Source organism: Microbacterium sp. SA156 (assembly GCF_049065455.1).
In the GTDB taxonomy this organism is placed as follows: Bacteria; Actinomycetota; Actinomycetes; order Actinomycetales; family Microbacteriaceae; genus Microbacterium; species Microbacterium barkeri.
Map to the genome: position 1 here is coordinate 23,370 of NZ_JBAKGU010000005.1, position 12,782 is coordinate 36,151.

Annotated in this window: 19 protein-coding genes; 11 read left to right on the forward strand and 8 right to left on the reverse strand. The window is 73.1% G+C overall.

Annotated features, from left to right (window positions below):
- The first annotated feature begins 5 nt into the window (after nucleotides 1-5).
- The 5 genes from ACOWU6_RS06105 to ACOWU6_RS06125 all read left to right on the forward strand — a co-directional run bounded on the left by ACOWU6_RS06105 (nucleotide 6) and on the right by ACOWU6_RS06125 (nucleotide 3,981).
- On the forward strand, nucleotides 6-1,070 hold the full coding sequence (locus ACOWU6_RS06105; RefSeq protein ID WP_421075087.1) for a 2-hydroxyacid dehydrogenase: 1,065 nt from the start codon (nucleotides 6-8) through the stop codon (nucleotides 1,068-1,070).
- Nucleotides 1,067-2,515, forward strand: coding sequence for a xylulokinase (locus ACOWU6_RS06110; protein ID WP_421075088.1), 1,449 nt, complete (start codon nucleotides 1,067-1,069; stop codon nucleotides 2,513-2,515). The genes ACOWU6_RS06105 and ACOWU6_RS06110 overlap by 4 nt, the downstream gene beginning before the upstream one ends.
- A 67-nt stretch (nucleotides 2,516-2,582) precedes the next feature.
- Nucleotides 2,583-3,317: a hypothetical protein gene (locus ACOWU6_RS06115; RefSeq protein WP_421075089.1), complete on the forward strand. Its 735-nt coding sequence runs from the start codon at nucleotides 2,583-2,585 to the stop codon at nucleotides 3,315-3,317.
- Nucleotides 3,314-3,616: a hypothetical protein gene (locus tag ACOWU6_RS06120; protein WP_421075090.1), complete on the forward strand. Its 303-nt coding sequence runs from the start codon at nucleotides 3,314-3,316 to the stop codon at nucleotides 3,614-3,616. The genes ACOWU6_RS06115 and ACOWU6_RS06120 overlap by 4 nt, the downstream gene beginning before the upstream one ends.
- Complete coding sequence (locus ACOWU6_RS06125) at nucleotides 3,613-3,981, forward strand: GntR family transcriptional regulator (RefSeq protein ID WP_421075091.1); 369 nt, start codon at nucleotides 3,613-3,615, stop codon at nucleotides 3,979-3,981. Before ACOWU6_RS06120 ends, ACOWU6_RS06125 begins: the two co-directional genes overlap by 4 nt.
- On the opposite strand, the gene ACOWU6_RS06130 is transcribed toward ACOWU6_RS06125, so the two are convergent.
- Complete coding sequence (locus tag ACOWU6_RS06130; protein WP_421075092.1) at nucleotides 3,982-4,182, reverse strand: hypothetical protein; 201 nt, start codon at nucleotides 4,180-4,182, stop codon at nucleotides 3,982-3,984.
- A gap of 249 nt (nucleotides 4,183-4,431) precedes the next feature.
- On the opposite strand from ACOWU6_RS06130, the gene ACOWU6_RS06135 reads away from it, so the two are divergent.
- From ACOWU6_RS06135 to ACOWU6_RS06145, 3 genes are read left to right on the forward strand one after another with little or no spacing between them, the layout of a single operon-like run.
- A complete protein-coding gene (locus tag ACOWU6_RS06135) occupies nucleotides 4,432-4,644 on the forward strand; it encodes a multidrug transporter (RefSeq protein ID WP_421075093.1) in 213 nt (70 codons plus the stop codon).
- Nucleotides 4,645-4,654: 10 nt separating this feature from the next.
- On the forward strand, nucleotides 4,655-5,149 hold the full coding sequence (locus ACOWU6_RS06140) for a SixA phosphatase family protein (protein ID WP_421075094.1): 495 nt from the start codon (nucleotides 4,655-4,657) through the stop codon (nucleotides 5,147-5,149).
- Complete coding sequence (locus ACOWU6_RS06145; protein ID WP_421075095.1) at nucleotides 5,149-5,529, forward strand: YciI family protein; 381 nt, start codon at nucleotides 5,149-5,151, stop codon at nucleotides 5,527-5,529. Before ACOWU6_RS06140 ends, ACOWU6_RS06145 begins: the two co-directional genes overlap by 1 nt.
- Before the next feature lie 4 nt (nucleotides 5,530-5,533).
- On the opposite strand, the gene ACOWU6_RS06150 is transcribed toward ACOWU6_RS06145, so the two are convergent.
- Both ACOWU6_RS06150 and ACOWU6_RS06155 read right to left on the reverse strand, forming a co-directional pair.
- The gene (locus tag ACOWU6_RS06150) at nucleotides 5,534-6,088 is read right to left on the reverse strand and encodes a Dps family protein (protein WP_271173043.1); all 555 of its coding nucleotides are present in this window, start codon (nucleotides 6,086-6,088) and stop codon (nucleotides 5,534-5,536) included.
- Between the two features lie 98 nt (nucleotides 6,089-6,186).
- Nucleotides 6,187-6,522, reverse strand: coding sequence for a winged helix-turn-helix transcriptional regulator (locus tag ACOWU6_RS06155; protein WP_282978894.1), 336 nt, complete (start codon nucleotides 6,520-6,522; stop codon nucleotides 6,187-6,189).
- A 79-nt stretch (nucleotides 6,523-6,601) separates the two neighbouring features.
- Here ACOWU6_RS06155 and ACOWU6_RS06160 point away from each other — a divergent pair, with 79 nt between their 5' ends.
- Nucleotides 6,602-7,252, forward strand: a complete 651-nt coding sequence (locus tag ACOWU6_RS06160; RefSeq protein ID WP_421075096.1) for an FMN-dependent NADH-azoreductase — start codon at nucleotides 6,602-6,604, stop codon at nucleotides 7,250-7,252.
- 42 nt (nucleotides 7,253-7,294) lie between these two features.
- Here ACOWU6_RS06160 and ACOWU6_RS06165 read toward each other — a convergent pair whose 3' ends face one another.
- Nucleotides 7,295-8,179 carry a LysR family transcriptional regulator gene (locus tag ACOWU6_RS06165; protein WP_421075097.1) on the reverse strand — a complete coding sequence of 295 codons (885 nt, stop codon included), beginning with the start codon at nucleotides 8,177-8,179 and terminating at the stop codon, nucleotides 7,295-7,297.
- Nucleotides 8,180-8,292: 113 nt separating this feature from the next.
- Here ACOWU6_RS06165 and ACOWU6_RS06170 point away from each other — a divergent pair, with 113 nt between their 5' ends.
- Entirely contained in the window at nucleotides 8,293-9,228 is a 936-nt protein-coding gene (locus ACOWU6_RS06170) for an aldo/keto reductase (protein WP_421075098.1), read from the forward strand.
- Between the two features lie 216 nt (nucleotides 9,229-9,444).
- On the opposite strand, the gene ACOWU6_RS06175 is transcribed toward ACOWU6_RS06170, so the two are convergent.
- The 4 genes from ACOWU6_RS06175 to ACOWU6_RS06190 all read right to left on the reverse strand — a co-directional run bounded on the left by ACOWU6_RS06175 (nucleotide 9,445) and on the right by ACOWU6_RS06190 (nucleotide 12,280).
- Entirely contained in the window at nucleotides 9,445-10,053 is a 609-nt protein-coding gene (locus ACOWU6_RS06175) for an ATP-binding cassette domain-containing protein (RefSeq protein ID WP_421075099.1), read from the reverse strand.
- Between the two features lie 215 nt (nucleotides 10,054-10,268).
- A complete protein-coding gene (locus ACOWU6_RS06180; protein ID WP_421075100.1) occupies nucleotides 10,269-11,138 on the reverse strand; it encodes an ABC transporter permease in 870 nt (289 codons plus the stop codon).
- Nucleotides 11,139-11,141: 3 nt separating this feature from the next.
- A complete protein-coding gene (modA, locus tag ACOWU6_RS06185; protein ID WP_421075101.1) occupies nucleotides 11,142-11,891 on the reverse strand; it encodes a molybdate ABC transporter substrate-binding protein in 750 nt (249 codons plus the stop codon).
- Nucleotides 11,888-12,280 (reverse strand): TOBE domain-containing protein, encoded by a 393-nt coding sequence (locus tag ACOWU6_RS06190; RefSeq protein ID WP_421075102.1) that lies wholly within the window; start codon nucleotides 12,278-12,280, stop codon nucleotides 11,888-11,890. Before ACOWU6_RS06190 ends, modA begins: the two co-directional genes overlap by 4 nt.
- A 95-nt stretch (nucleotides 12,281-12,375) precedes the next feature.
- Between ACOWU6_RS06190 and ACOWU6_RS06195 the strand changes: the two genes are divergently transcribed.
- On the forward strand, nucleotides 12,376-12,741 hold the full coding sequence (locus ACOWU6_RS06195) for a hypothetical protein (protein ID WP_421075103.1): 366 nt from the start codon (nucleotides 12,376-12,378) through the stop codon (nucleotides 12,739-12,741).
- Nucleotides 12,742-12,782: the final 41 nt, after the last annotated feature.

The window sequence follows — 12,782 nt, forward strand, 5'->3', positions numbered from 1 at the left end:
GAGACATGACCCGCATTCTTGCCGCCGGCGACCGGTTCATCCGGGCCGCGCGACTCCGCGACGCCGTCGCCCGCGTCGTGCCGGACGATGTGGACATCCGCGAGATCGAGTTCCCCTGGCCGGATGAGCCGTTCGGCTCGGTCGCGGAGGTCGACGAGGCGTCGGGCACCGAGGACGAGCTCATCGAGGCGCTCGAGGGCGTCACGGCGATCGTGACCCAGCTCGCGCCCCTCACCGACCGCGTGCTGCGGGCTCGGCCCGAGCTGCGGCTCATCGCGGTCTCGCGCGGCGGCCCCACCAACGTGAACCTCGACGCCGCGCGCGAGCTCGGCGTTCGCGTGGCCAACGTCCCCGGTCGAAACGGCATCGCGACGGCCGAGATGACGCTCGGGCTCTCGTTCGCGCTCCTGCGGCGCATCCCCCTCGCGCACGACAGCATGCTCGCGGGCGAGTGGCGGGGCGACCTCTACCGCTCCGACGCGATCGGGGGCGAGATCTCGGGCGCGACGATCGGGCTCCTCGGCGCGGGGATGGTCGGCGGCCACGTCGCGAAGGTCTTCCACGCGATGGGCGCTCGTGTGCTCGTGTTCGACCCCTACCTCCGCGCGTCGGCGCTGGATGGCATCATCGAGCGCGTGGACGACGCCGACGAGCTGTTCCGCCGCAGCGATCTCGTCTCGGTGCACGCCCGTCTCACCCCGGAGACCCGCCACCTGGTCGACGAGCGCCGCATCGGACTCATGCGGCAGGGCGCTCTGCTCGTGAACGCCGCCCGCGGCGGGCTCGTCGACTACGACGCGGTCGCCCGTGCGATCGACAGCGGCCATCTCGGCGGCGCCGCGTTCGACGTGTACCCCGAGGAGCCGGTCGACTTCGGGCACCGCCTGTTCGCGCTCGCTCGCGAGGGGCGCGATCTCGTGCTCACGCCGCACATCGCGGGCGCGAGCCGTGAGACCGCCGAGCGCGCCGCGACGGGCGTCGCGGAGGAGGTCCGCCGCTTCCTCGCCGGCGAGCCCGCCCTCCATCCGCTCGTCGAGGGCGAGGCGCCGGTCGCGCGGAGCGCGCCGTGACCGGAGCGCTCGTCGGGATCGACGTCGGGACGAGCTCGGTCAAGGTCGTCGTGATCGATGCGGCCGGTCGCCGGGTCGCCGACACGGCGGTGCGGTATCCGACCTCGACCCACGGGACGGGTGCCGAGCAGGACGCGGCGACGTGGTGGAAGGCCGTCGGAGAGGCCGCCCGCCACGCGGTGGCCGGCGCTCGCGTCCTCGCGGTCGCGGTGACCTCGCAGGCGCCGACCCTCGTTCCCGTCGACGAGGACGGCGCCCCCACGGCGCCGGCCCTCACGTGGCTCGATCGTCGCGCCGTCGACGAGGCCGCCCGCATCGCCGACATCGTCCCCGAGTCCCGGAACGGGAAGGACCCGTTCTTCGGCACCGCCAAGCTGCCCTGGATGGCCGCGCACCGGGCTTCGGCCCTCGAGAGCGCACAGCATGTGCTCTCAGCCAACGGCTTCGTCGTGCGGCAGCTGACGGGGCGCGCCGTCCTCGACGACACGACCGCGTCCCTCATGCAGGGGTTCGACGACGCGTCGAGCCGCTTCCCCGACGCGCTCCTCGCGGCGGAGCCGTCGCTCCGGCTGCTCCCCGAGATCGTGCCCGCGCTGTCGGTCGTCGGCACGGTCACGGCGTCGGCCGCGGCCGCGACGAGCATCCCGGAGGGGACCCCGGTCGTCGCCGGCGGGATCGACGCCATCGGCTCGGCGCTCGAGGCGGGGTGCCTCGCTCCGGGCGACCCGCTCGTCGACATGACCGGGTTCTCGAGCGTGACGATCCTCGCCGTGCCGCGCGGCACGCGCGTTCCCGGATTCATCCACTCGCGGCACTGCGTGGCCGACGTGGACCTGCTGATCACCGCTCAGGTGACCGCCGGCGCCACGATCGACTGGGTCAACGGGCTCGACGGGGCGCGCGACCTGCGCGACGAGACCGCGCTGCTCGCTCGGCCCCGTCCCGGCCGTCTGACGATGGTTCCGAGCCTCGCGGGGGAGCGCACCCCGCGCTGGAATCCCGAGGCCCGCGGCATCATCGACGGCATCGACCTCGCGACCGACGGCACCGATCTCATGCTCGCCGCGATGGAGGGCAACGCCCTCGCGATGGCGCAGGACGTCCAGGTCCTGCGCGACCACGGCTTCCCCGTCGACAGCGTGATCAGCACGGGCGGCGGCGCCGCATCGCTCGCATGGCTCACGATCAAGGCCGATGTGCTCGGCGTGCCGGTCGTGCGCCCCGACAGCGGTCACGGCGCGGCGCAGGGCGCCGCGGCGATGGCGGGATGGGCCGTCGGCCACTTCGCGACGGCGGACGAGGTCCGCGCGCTGAGCGGCTCGGCCGACGTCACGGTGCAGCCCGATCCCGCGCACACGGAGGCGTACGCGGTGGCGGCGGCCCGCTACGCGCGACTCGTCGAGCTCAACGCCGACCGCCCGCGGATCGCATCCCCCGACGCGTGATCACCCTTGTTCCATCCTACTAGTACAAGTTGTGCTAGAAACGTGGAACAAGACTCTGGGAGGCGTCATGCGCGCATGGGACATCTTCGGGCTCGATCTCGCCGACCGGATCTCGGGTCTCTGGGGCGCCGGCGTTCTCGCGGTCGTGAGGGTCGCGCTGTCGATTCCGATCGTCTCGTTCGGGATCGCCGTCGTCGTCCTCGTCCCGGTTGTGGCCTGGGCGGCTCGCCGATCCCTGCCGGCGGTGCGCGAGGACGCCGGCGCGCGGTACCGGCTGGAACGGCAGGTGCTCGCGACCGGCGCCGCAGGCGTGATCGTCGTGTTCGTCGTCGAGAGCTTCCTTCGCGGCTATGTCTGGGACATGTCGAACGCCGTCTCCTGGTGGTGGCAGGCCCTGCCGCTGTTCACAGCCTCCGTCGCCATTGCCGCGCTCGCCGCGGTGATCGCCATCCGTCGCGCGGCGCCCGCCGTGCCGTTCCTCGCGGCGCAGCGGCGTACTGCCCTGACGTTCGGTCCGCGTATCCTGCTGCCGCTGGGCGCTGCAGCGCTCGGGCTCCTCGTCGCGACGACGATCGGTGCGGGTGCCGCGTCGTCCTCGGATGACCAGGGGCGGTACGTGTATCTCGACGTCCCGCTTGCCGATCCGACGGAGGAGCCCCTGCGTTTCTGGTTCTACGGGTGGTCGTACGGCATTCCCGTGCTCATCTGCTCGCTTCTCCTCGTGTCGGCATCCTGGATGGCCCTGCGCGCGAACGCGGTCCGACCGTCCGTCGTCCCGAGACCGTCGATGCCGAGAGGATGATGCGAAGCGGCACGTCGAACGGGATCGCGCGCATCGCAACCGCCGGCGTCCTCCTCGCCATGGCGTCCGCATGGCGGCTCGTCGCCGACGGTGCCGTGCTCGCCCCCGGGGTCGTTGAGATCGCCGACGAGCGCACGGTCTACATGCCGGAGTGGCGCTACGCGGAGTTCGCGCTGGCCGGACTCTGGCTCGCGCCCTTCATCGAGATCGTCGCCTTCGTCCTCCTCATGCTCGTCATCCGCGAGGGGCTGTCCCGCGTATCCAGCGTGGAGAAGGTCGAGGCGGCGGTGCGGGCATGACGGCTCTCCCACGTTCGGCTCCGGACGACGGGGGCCCGGCGGTTGAGATCTATCGGCAGTTCCGCGGACTCATCACGTCCGGTCGGCTGGGTGCCGGCGAGCGCCTGCCGACCGTGCGTCAGACCGCGTCCGACCTCGGCGTCTCCCCGGGAACAGCGGCCAAGGCTTACAAGATGCTCGAGCAGGACGGGCTCGTCGTCTCGCGCACTGCCGCGGGCACTCGCGTCGCGGACGGGGCGGGGGTTCTCCCCGCTCTCATCGTGCGCCGGATTCGCCAGCTCGTCGCCGAGTCGGCCGCTGCCGGCGTTCGCCCGGAAGACGTCGTGGATGCCCTGCGGGTCGCTCTCGCATCCCCCGACGCGTGATCACCCCTGGTCGACCGCGGCCATCGCCTCCGCGAGCTCGGAGAACGCGCCGACGCGCTCGGAATGAGCGTCGAAGGCGACGAAGCGGCCATCCGGCCCCTTCTCCACGAAGCCCATGAACATTCCGTCTCGATTCGCGACGTGGAGTCCCTTCTGGACGCGGCTCCAGGTCGTGTGCGTGCCGTGATCGGCGATGGTCATCGCTGTGTCTCCTTCTCTCACCGGGGCGCACGGAGAGTGCTCCGGCAAACGCGGTCGTCGTTGACCGCCTCACGACTCTATGCGCGACCTCCGACAGGCGGAGGAGGCTTGTGGACGTGCGGCCGGGGTGGTATTCACACGCTCCCGCGCCTGCTCGAGGGCGAGACGGACGCACCCGCGCAAGGGGGAGACAGCGGGCGGTCTCATCGCCTAGCGTCGGCGGAGCAGGCCACGATCGGAGGAGGCGCCATGGGACAGGACGAGATGACCGATGAGGAGAAGCGCCGCGACCAGCTCACGTCCGCGCCCGACGCGACCGAGGAGGACGCGAAGCCGCGCATCGAGGTCACCCGCCGCGAGGGCGTGACCCGCATCGACGTCGCGGAGGACGCCGCGGTGCGCCCCGGCTTCGGCGAGCCGGGCGAGGCGGCGGACGCGCAGGAGGGCGGCGACCGCGCGTAGCATGCCGAGCATGCTGCGCCTCCTGCTCCTGCGCCACGCGAAGTCCGACTGGCCCGAGGGGGTCGACGACGTCGACCGCCCGCTGACGCCGCGCGGCGCAGCCCAGGCGCGCGACGTCGGCGCGTACATGCAGGAGCACGGGCTCATCCCCGACCGCGCGGTCGTCTCGATCGCCCAGCGCACGCGCGAGACGTGGGCGGGTGTCGCGTCGCCGTGGCAGGAGGCGCCGCCCGTGCAGTTCGACGACGACGTCTACGCGGCGTCCGCGCGGAGGCTGCTCCAGGTCATCCGCGAGCAGGGCGGCGACGCGCGCTCGCTCCTGCTCGTCGGGCACAATCCGGGCGTCCACGATCTCGTCGCGACGCTCGCGGCAGAGCGCGACCGCGTCCCGCTCGCGTACCCCACCGCGACGCTCGCCGTGCTCGAGCTGCCGGTCGACGGATGGCCCGAGGTCGACGCCGGGACGGCGCGCGTCGAGCGCGTCGTGGTCAAGGGCTCGGACTGATGCCGGACCCGAACATCCCTGACGCGTTCGACGTCTTCACCGTCGTTCTCCTGCGGCGCCCAGCGGACGCGCCGGAGATGACCGAGGACGAACTCGACGCACTGCAGGCCCGCCACCTCGCCTACCGGGCGCAGCTCGCACGCGACGGCGCGACGGTCGCGAACGGCCCGTTCCTCGCGCAGAGCGACGAGACCCTGCGCGGGATGTCGGTCTTCGCGCGCTCGCCGGAGGAGGCCGCGCGGCTGTCCGCCGCCGATCCGTCCGTCATCGCGGGGCGGCTGTCGTTCGAGGTCGTCGAATGGTGGGTCGCCGCAGGCTCGATCGCGTTCCCGAACGCGACCGAGCCCGTCGGCGACCGGAGGTCCCTGCCCGCCGGCTGAACCGTCAGCTCGCGCGCGGCGTGCGGTTCTCGGCGCTGACCATCCAGGACAGCTGCTCGAGCCGCTCGAGCACGGCGTGGAGGATGTCGGCGGTCGTCGGATCCTCCTCGTCGACCGCGTCGTGCACCTCGCGGCACGTCTGGCAGACGGCGTCGAGGCGCTCCGTGATGAGGTCGATCACCTCGGTCGTGGCGATCTCGCCCTGCGGGAACTCCGGGAGCGACGTCGTCTCGGCGACGGTGTCGCTGCGTCCGTCGGGGAGCGCGTGCAGCGCGCGCATGCGCTCGGCGATCGTGTCGGCGAACTCGCGCGCCGCGGCGATGATCTCGTCGAGCTGGAGGTGGGTGTCGCGGAAGTTGGTGCCGACGACGTTCCAGTGCGCCTGCTTGCCCTGCAGCGACAGCTCGATGAGGTCGACGAGCACGGACTGCATGTGCCCGCTGAGCTGCTCGGACGCGGTGAACCCCTTCTCGGCGTTCTGCTCATCCGTCAGCTCGGCTCCCGAGCGGGCGGGGCGGCGGCGGTTCTTCGGGGTGGACTGCTGCTTCTTTTCGGCCATCGTGTTCCCTTCCGTGTGCCTGGGCCCAGGCTACGGAGCGCACGGCGGGCTGTCGCGGCCTTGTCGCGCGCGCCCGCTCGTGTTACCGGTGTCGCCGGTCACGGGGCGGCGCGCAGATGCGCCGAGGCCCACTCGCCGAGCTGCTCGAGCACCGGGATGAGCGCCTCGCCGGCCGGTGTCAGCGTGTAGACGACCGATACCGGAGGGCCGGCATGCACCTCGCGCGAGACGAGGTCGACCGCAGCGAGCTCGGCGAGGCGGTCGGAGAGGACGGCGTCGCTGATGCCCGCCACTCCGCGCCGCAGCGCCACGAAGGAGAGGGGGCCGCTGCTGAGCGTGTCGACGATCATGCCGTTCCAGCGCTTGCCGAGCACCGAGAACGCGAGCGAGACGGCGGCGTCGCACGCCGGTCCGCCGTGCTCGATCTCCGCCATGCAGCCATCCTACCTGTGCTAATGTCCCGATAGCCGCTCTGCTTTTCAGAGTGACTCATCGAACCTGATCGGAGCACCCATGACCCTCTTCCGCCTGGATGCGAGCATCCTCCCCGCAACCTCCGCCAGCCGCTCCCTCGGCGATCTCGTCGAGTCCGAGTGGAAGGCGGCGCACCCCGATGACGTCGTCGTGCGCCGCGACCTCGCCGCCGAGCCCGTCTCGTCCACCGTGTGGCAGAACGCCGTGACGGCGGGCTTCGCGCCCGAGGCCGATCGCACCGAGGAGCAGCGCGCGGCGCAGGCGCTCGCCCGCGCCTTCGCCGACGAGCTCATCGACGCCGATGCCCTGCTCTTCACCGTGCCTCTCTACAACTACGGCGTCTCGCAGCACTTCAAGACCTGGTTCGACGTCGCCTACACCGACCCGCGCATCGACCCGCAGGGCACGGCGCTGCGGGGCAAGCCCGCGACGCTCGTGACCGTGCTGGGCGGCAACTACGCGCCCGGGACGCCCAAGGAGGGCTGGGACCACTCGACGGCGTGGCTGCGCCGCGTGCTCGAGGATGTCTGGGGCCTGGACCTCCGGGTCGTCCAGCGGCCGTTCACGGTCGTCGGCGTGAACCCCGCGCTCGACGCCTTCGCCGACGTCGCGGCGGACCTGCGGGCGGCGGCCGAGGACGCCGCCCGCGTCGCCGGTCGGGAGCTCGCGGAGTCCCTTCAGGCCGCGTGAGGTCGTGAGGAGGGGCGCTGTCTGGCGTCCCTCCTCACCGCGTCACCGCGCGGGCGCCGCCTGGGTCCGCACGAGCTCGAGCGCGAGGGCGGTGGCCGGCTCAGACGGACGCCGCGCGATCGCCGAGACGACCCACGGCGGCGCATCCGCGGGCATCGGCCGCACCGCGAGCGCTGCGGCCTCGGGCTTCGCCCCGACGTGCGCGGGCACGATCGCCACGCCGAGACCCCGGCGCACGAGGTCGATGAGCGTGTGGACGTCGCCGGTCGCGCATCGCACACGCCGCGCGACGCCGCGCGCGGCGCAGACCGCGTCGTTGAGCGAGCGCACGGCCCACGACCCCTGGAAGTCCACGAAGTCGACGTCGTCGAGGTCGGCCCACGAGACGGGCTGCACGCCCGAGAGCGGATGGCCGGGCGGCGTCAGCAGGACGAGCGGCAGGCGACCGAGCTCCTCCCGGTGAAGCGAGCCGAGGTGCTCCGTCGCCGCGACGAGACCGAGGTCCAGGTCGCCCTCGCGGACCCGGGCGGCGAGCTCGTGCGACCCGGCCTGTGCGAACTCGAGCTCGACGAGGGGATGGCGCAGGTGGACCTGCTCGAGCAGGCCCGAGACATCCACCAGGCCGAGGCACTGCTCGGCGCCGATGCGCAGCCTCCCGCTCAGCTCCTCCGTCGCGCGCGCGACGGCGCCGCGCGCTGCGGACGCCTGCGCGAGCATCGAGCGCGCGTGCGGCAGGAGCGCGCGGCCGGCCGGCGTCGTCTCCACCCCGCGGGGCGAGCGCGTGAAGAGCTCCGTGCCGAGCTCGGCTTCGAGTGCCCGGATGGCCGCCGACAGGCCCGACTGCGAGATGCCGCAGACGGCGGCCGCGCGCGTGAACTGCTGCTCGTCGGCGAGCGTGACGAGGTACTCCATCTGGCGCAGATCCATCAGCACTTCTCCTTCTGGCAAGCATCTGCTCCAGTTGTTGGATTTCTGCCGCACCGCTCCCTATCGTAGGAGCGCCCGCGGCGCCGTCGCCGGGCGGCACCGGAAGGACACCCATGAAGACCGTCTCCCTCGGCCCCGGGGGCCAGCAGGCTCCCAACGTCATCGCGGGGCTCATGCGCATCTCCGACAAGACCGACGCGCAGATCCGCGAACTCGTCGACACCGCCCGCGAGGCCGGCATCGACTTCTTCGACCACGCCGACATCTACGGCACCGAGCTGCACCAGTGCGAGCGCCGCTTCGCCGAGGCGATGCGCCTCGCGCCGTCCGAGCGCGCGGAGCTCACGATCCAGACCAAGTGCGGCATCGTGCGCGAGGGGCCGTACTTCGACTTCTCGTACGAGCACATCGTCACGTCGGTCGAGGAGTCGCTGCGCGCGCTCGACACCGACTACATCGACGTGCTCCTCCTGCACCGCCCGGATGCGCTCGTCGAGCCCGACGAGGTCGCCCGCGCGTTCGACGAGCTCGAGGCCGCGGGCAAGGTGCGCGCGTTCGGCGTCTCGAACCACACGCCGCGTCAGATCGACCTGCTGAAGACGGCCGTGCGCCAGCCCATCGTCGCCAACCAGGTGCAGCTCTCGATCACGCATGCGCCGATCATCACGCAGGGCATCGCGGCCAACATGCTCGGCGTCGAGCAGTCGCAGGTGCTCGACGGCGGAGGGCTCGTCGAGTACAGCCGCATCAACGGCATCACGCTGCAGGCGTGGTCGCCCTTCCAGGCCGGCTTCTTCACCGGCGTGTTCCTCGGCTCGGAGGCGCACCCCGAGCTGAACGCCGTGATCGAACGCCTCGCCGCGCGGTACGGCGTCGAGCCGATCGCGATCGCGACGGCGTGGATCACCCGTCATCCCGCGGGCATCCAGGTCGTCCTCGGCACGACGACTCCGGCCCGGGTCGCGGCGGCCGCGCAGGGCAGCGACCTCCCGCTCACGCGCGCCGAGTGGTACGAGCTCACCCGCGCGGCGGGCCACATCGTCCCGTAGGGGCAGCCCGGCGGGCCTGCCGCGAGGCCGGGAGGCCCGTCGCCAGGAGGATCACGCTTTCCCAGGACGGATACGGCAGAACCGTCCTGGGAAAGCGCGATCCTCCTGCTTTGAGGGCCGCGGGGTCGACGTCGGACCGGAGGTGGCGGCCGCTGTTTGCGGGCGTGGGTCGACGCGCAGGCCACGTAGTGCCCGACTGGCGCGCGCCGGCGCACGTCAGCCGACGACGCGGCCCTCGGCCATCCGGATGGTGCGGTGCGCGAGGGCCGCGACGTCGTCGGCGTCGTGGCTGACGAGGATGGCCGTGCGCCCGGCGAGGACGCGCGCGAGGACCGCCCGCAGCTCGGGCCGGGCCGTCGCGTCGAGCGCGGTCGTGGGCTCGTCGAGCAGGAGGACGGCCGGCTCGGCCGCGAGGGCCCGGGCCAGGGCGACCCGCTGCGCCTGGCCTCCGGAGAGGTCGGATGCGCGGCGCTCGGCGAGGTGCCGCACGCCGGTCTCGAGAAGCCAGCGCTCCGCGGCGTCGCGCGCGGCGGACCGCGACAGGCCCGACGCGCGCGGACCGAACGCGACGTTGTCCCGAACGGTGAGGTGCGGGAAGAGCAGGGTCTGCTGCGTCATGAGGGCGATGCCGCGTCGATGCGGCGGAACCCAGCGGCGTCCGTCCGCCAGGGGCGCCCCTTCGAGCACGACGGCGCCCGCGTCGGGGCGGATGAGCCCCGCGACGAGCTCGAGCGCGGTCGACTTGCCCGCGCCGTTCGGCCCCACGATCGCGACGGTCTCCCCGCGCGCGACGTCGAGGTCGACGGCGACCCCGCGGCCCGTCACCCGTGCGTGCACCTCGAGGAAGCGAGCCGCGTCATCCGGGCTCTGCCGCGTTTCGGGGCGACTCGGGGTAGGTTCGCCGTGTTTCGGGGCGAGGCTGGGTGGGGGTTGCCGCGTTTCGGGGCGACTCGGCGTCGGTTCGCCGCGTTTCGCGGCGAACCCGGTGGGACCCGCCTTGGCCCCGGGGCCATCCTCGAACCCGCCCGCCTCCCCCTCGGTCATGGCTGCCCCCTCCGCGGACGATACGCCAGCACGACGCCGCAGACCGCGAGCGCGATGAGCACGAGCGACAGCGCGACCGCCGAGGCGCTGTCGCTCTCCCGGACGAGATACACCTCGAGGGGAAGCGTGCGGGTGACGCCCTGCAGGCTCCCGGCGAAGGCGAGGGTCGCGCCGAACTCCCCGAGCGCACGGGAGAAGGAGAGGATGGCCCCCGAGAGGATGCCCGGCGCGATGAGCGGGAGCGTCACGCGCCACAGCACGCGCCCCGGCGATGCCCCCAGCGTCGCCGCGACCGCGGCGTAGCGCGTGCCGGCGGAGCGCAGCGCCCCCTCCACGCTCATCACGAGGAACGGCAGGGCGACGAACGTCTGGGCCATGACGACCGCCACCTCGGTGAACGGGATCTGGATCCCGAACGGCGTGAGCGCCTGCCCGACGAGCCCGCGACGCCCGAACGCGTACAGCAGCGCGATGCCTCCGACGACCGGCGGCAGCACGAGCGGCACGAGTGCGAGCGCGCGCAGCGCCTTCAGCCCGGGGAAGCGCCCCCGCGCGAACACGGCCGCCATCGGCACGCCGATGAGAAGGCACAGCGCGGTCGAGACGAGGGCCGTCCGCAGGCTCAGCGCGAGGGCGTCGCGCGCGGCCGCCCCGGTCAGCAGGTGCCAGAAGTCGCCCCACTCCGCGCGCAGCACGAGGGCGGCGAGGGGCACGAGGATGAGCGCGAGCCCCAGCGCGGCCGGAATCCACAGCCAGCGCGGCAGGTCGGTGGCGATCGGCCGCCCCGCCCGAGCGGATGGCCGCGCCGCGGTCTCGGGCGGTCGCGGGGCGCGGGCCGCCGCGCCTCTCTCCTCGTGCTGGACCATCCGCTAGTCCGCCGGGAGGAAGCCCGCGTCGGCGAGGACGCGCTGCGCGGGGTCGTCGAGGACGAAGTCGACGAACGCGCGAGCGAGCGCCGGGTCGGGTGCGCCGTCGAGCGCCGCCATGGGGTAGTCGTTCACGGCGGCATCGGGCGCGTCGACCGGCACACCCTCGACCGCGTCGCCCGCGCGGCGGACGTCGGTGGCGTAGACGACGCCCGCATCCGCCTCGCCCGAGGTCACCTTGCCGAGCACATCCGTCACGGCGTTCTCCTCGCTCGCAGGGTCGACCGCGAGGTCGAGCGCCCGCTCGACCTCGGCCGTCGCGCGCCCGCACGGGACGGCGACCGCGCACACGACGACGACCACGTCGTCGCGTGCGAGATCCGCGAATCCCCGGATGTCGGCCGGATTGCCCGCGGGCACGGCGATCTCGAGGGCGTTCCGCGCGAACACCGCCGGCTCGTCGGCGGCGTGCTGTGCGACGGATTCCATGGTCGCCGTGTCGGCCGAGGCGAACACCGCGGCGGGCGCTCCCTCGGCGATCTGCGTCGCGAGGCCCGCCGACCCGTCGAAGCTCAGGCTGACCGAGACACCCGGATGCGCCTCCTCGAATGCGGCGGCGATCTCGGTGAAGACCTCGGTGAGCGACGCCGCGGCGAACACGTGAAGCTCCTGGCCCGCGGTCGGCGGCGCCGCGCAGCCGGACAGCGCGAGCGCGACCGCACCCGCCACCGCTGCGCGCACCCGCCGTCTCACGGCGTCTCCACGAGGACGGTCGTGGCCTTGACGACGGCCACCGCGACCGAGCCCGGCTCGAGGCCGAGCTCGCGCACCGCCTCCGTGCTCATGAGCGACACGACGCGGTGCGGCCCGCACTGCAGCTCGACCTGGCTCATGACGGTGTCGCTCGTGACGGCCGTGACGAGTCCCGTGAAGCGGTTGCGGGCGGAGCGGCCCCCGGCGAGCGGATCTTCGGGGGCGTCGGCATGCGACCGCGCGAATGCGGCGAGCTCGGCTCCGTCGATGACCCGGCGACCCGCGTCGTCGCGGTGCGCCGCGAGCGCGCCCGCCGCGATCCAGCGTCGGACGGTGTCGTCGCTCACGCCGAGCAGATGGGCGGCGTCGCGGACGCGGATGTCGGGCATGCGCTTCTCGATTCGCAGATGCGGATGGTCTGGGTCGATTCTGCCGCAGATGCGGCATGCATGGGCGTCCAAGGTCGAGCGGCTACCGTCGTCGCATGCGCCGACTCGCCATCCTCCCGCTCCTCGCCGTGGGCCTGCTCGCCGGCTGCGCACAGGCCGCCGACATCGCCGGCGACGCCCTCGGCGTCCCGGTCGACGAGATCTGCACGACCGCCGACGCCGCCTACGCGCAGTACCAGGCGATCCTCGAGCAGGGCGACGTGACCGCTGAGCAGGCCGACGTCGCGCGCGACGACCTCGTCGCGACGCTCGAGAGGCTCGGGGATGACGTGGGCGGCCAGCCGGGGGAGCTCATCCGCGCGAATGCCGAGCAGCTGTCGCAGGTGAGCGATCTCACGGCGCCCGAGACGGTCGAGGCCGTCGAGCAGGCCAAGGGCGCGCTCGCGACCCTCTGCGGCTGAGCCGCCCCGCGCCCTCGTAGGATCGGACGAGGCTCCGCCAC

What these genes read in the sequence shown, in the direction of transcription:
- ACOWU6_RS06105 (WP_421075087.1), top strand. Translation starts at nt 6, where the DNA reads ATGACCCGCATTCTTGCCGCCGGCGACCGGTTCATCCGGGCCGCGCGA.
- ACOWU6_RS06115 (WP_421075089.1), top strand. Translation starts at nt 2,583, where the DNA reads ATGCGCGCATGGGACATCTTCGGGCTCGATCTCGCCGACCGGATCTCG.
- ACOWU6_RS06120 (WP_421075090.1), top strand. Translation starts at nt 3,314, where the DNA reads ATGATGCGAAGCGGCACGTCGAACGGGATCGCGCGCATCGCAACCGCC.
- ACOWU6_RS06125 (WP_421075091.1), top strand. Translation starts at nt 3,613, where the DNA reads ATGACGGCTCTCCCACGTTCGGCTCCGGACGACGGGGGCCCGGCGGTT.
- ACOWU6_RS06130 (WP_421075092.1), bottom strand. Translation starts at nt 4,182, where the DNA reads ATGACCATCGCCGATCACGGCACGCACACGACCTGGAGCCGCGTCCAG.
- ACOWU6_RS06135 (WP_421075093.1), top strand. Translation starts at nt 4,432, where the DNA reads ATGGGACAGGACGAGATGACCGATGAGGAGAAGCGCCGCGACCAGCTC.
- ACOWU6_RS06140 (WP_421075094.1), top strand. Translation starts at nt 4,655, where the DNA reads ATGCTGCGCCTCCTGCTCCTGCGCCACGCGAAGTCCGACTGGCCCGAG.
- ACOWU6_RS06145 (WP_421075095.1), top strand. Translation starts at nt 5,149, where the DNA reads ATGCCGGACCCGAACATCCCTGACGCGTTCGACGTCTTCACCGTCGTT.
- ACOWU6_RS06150 (WP_271173043.1), bottom strand. Translation starts at nt 6,088, where the DNA reads ATGGCCGAAAAGAAGCAGCAGTCCACCCCGAAGAACCGCCGCCGCCCC.
- ACOWU6_RS06155 (WP_282978894.1), bottom strand. Translation starts at nt 6,522, where the DNA reads ATGGCGGAGATCGAGCACGGCGGACCGGCGTGCGACGCCGCCGTCTCG.
- ACOWU6_RS06160 (WP_421075096.1), top strand. Translation starts at nt 6,602, where the DNA reads ATGACCCTCTTCCGCCTGGATGCGAGCATCCTCCCCGCAACCTCCGCC.
- ACOWU6_RS06165 (WP_421075097.1), bottom strand. Translation starts at nt 8,179, where the DNA reads ATGGATCTGCGCCAGATGGAGTACCTCGTCACGCTCGCCGACGAGCAG.
- ACOWU6_RS06170 (WP_421075098.1), top strand. Translation starts at nt 8,293, where the DNA reads ATGAAGACCGTCTCCCTCGGCCCCGGGGGCCAGCAGGCTCCCAACGTC.
- ACOWU6_RS06180 (WP_421075100.1), bottom strand. Translation starts at nt 11,138, where the DNA reads ATGGTCCAGCACGAGGAGAGAGGCGCGGCGGCCCGCGCCCCGCGACCG.
- ACOWU6_RS06190 (WP_421075102.1), bottom strand. Translation starts at nt 12,280, where the DNA reads ATGCCCGACATCCGCGTCCGCGACGCCGCCCATCTGCTCGGCGTGAGC.
- ACOWU6_RS06195 (WP_421075103.1), top strand. Translation starts at nt 12,376, where the DNA reads ATGCGCCGACTCGCCATCCTCCCGCTCCTCGCCGTGGGCCTGCTCGCC.